The following is a 1,423-nucleotide window of genomic DNA, read 5'->3' on the forward strand; positions in this document are numbered from 1 at the left end:
GGTTCCGTCAAGAAGTCTGTGTAATTTGATAAGGCCCAATACATTGGTTTATCCAGTATGAATTTATAATGATTTGGTATGTGAAAAGTGAAGCTAGCTTCACTTTTCACATACCATTTTTTAAACGGTATTTTACTCCGATAACTCTGTTTCTCCATATCTTTCTTTAAATAGTTTATAGATTTTTTCATGGGCTAGACCAAATCCAGCTGTCCGTTTAGTGGTCCAACTATTGTTATAATTATTTGATACTAAATATACGATTTTCTCCACGGATTCTATACTTGGAAGGCTATTCATTGTCTTTAAACGCTTTCTGACTTCTTTAATAGTTCGCTCAATCATATTCGTTGTGTAAATATAAGATCGAATCTCTTTTGGATATTTATAAAAAGTAAGAAGAACAGGTAAATCTTTTTCCCATGAATCCACTTCTTTTTTGTATTTCTTGCCCCATTTCTCTTTGACCATTTGAAACGCTTCTTCCGCACTTGGTAAATCTGCAGCTCTATACACTTGTTTAAAATCACTTGAGACTTCTTTCTGATCGGATTTTCTTACTTTAGACAATACATTCCTCATTTTATGGACAACACAACGTTGAACATCCGCTTTCGGATATACACTTAGAAACGCTGTTTCTAAGCCAGTTAATCCATCGAAAATACCTAGTAAGACGTTCTTTACGCCTCGCTCATGTAAATTTTCTAGAATCTCTCGCCAACCACTTGCCGATTCTCGCCCACCAACGTAAAACCCTAAGATCTCACGCTTCCCTTCCAACGTAATGCCTAAGGCAATATAAATCGCCTCTTTTTCAACCGTATCGCGGCGCACACTGAAAAATAAGCAATCTAAATAGAGTGCGGTGTAATTCGACTCTAATGTACGGGATTGCCAACTTTCGATATCATTCCTAATCTTTTCGGTAATATTAGATACAGTAGTAGCTGAGTAAGGATTACCATCTAATAAACGTTCTACAAACTTCCCGACTTGTCGTGTGCTTACACCGCTTTGATATAGACTTAGAACCGCTTCCTCTAACCAACCGTCACGACGTTGATACGGTTGAAATAAGGAGGTTTGAAAGTCACCGTTCCGATCTCTTGGGACAGACAAATCTTCTATTCGTCCAAACTTTGTATCCAACATTCTTTGATAATAACCATTTTTAGAATTAGGTTCGTCTTGAGGTTCTGTCTTTAGGAAGTTTTGAATTTCCTCTCTAAGAATCATTTCTAATTTATCTTGTACAAAGTCTTTTACCATAGCTTCAATTTGTTTACCTAAGTCTAAATTGGGTATACTATTATTAGGCATGAGGCAAAGTCTCCTTTCATTTTAGGTTCTGGATAAACCTAGGGGGTACTTTGCCTTATTTTTTGCCTAAAAATGTTTACACATACTTTTATACATCATC

At 36.2% G+C, this 1,423-nt stretch carries 1 protein-coding gene; it reads right to left on the reverse strand.

Annotated features, from left to right (window positions below):
- Positions 1–132 precede the first annotated feature (132 nt).
- A complete protein-coding gene (locus tag MR070_RS26785) occupies positions 133–1,323 on the reverse strand; it encodes an IS256 family transposase (protein WP_001133493.1) in 1,191 nt (396 codons plus the stop codon).
- Between the last annotated feature and the right edge of the window lie 100 nt (positions 1,324–1,423).

This window comes from Bacillus cereus group sp. BfR-BA-01453, from assembly GCF_022662915.1.
Taxonomy (GTDB): domain Bacteria; phylum Bacillota; class Bacilli; order Bacillales; family Bacillaceae_G; genus Bacillus_A; species Bacillus_A paranthracis.

What these genes read in the sequence shown, in the direction of transcription:
- MR070_RS26785 (WP_001133493.1), bottom strand. Translation starts at nt 1,323, where the DNA reads ATGCCTAATAATAGTATACCCAATTTAGACTTAGGTAAACAAATTGAA.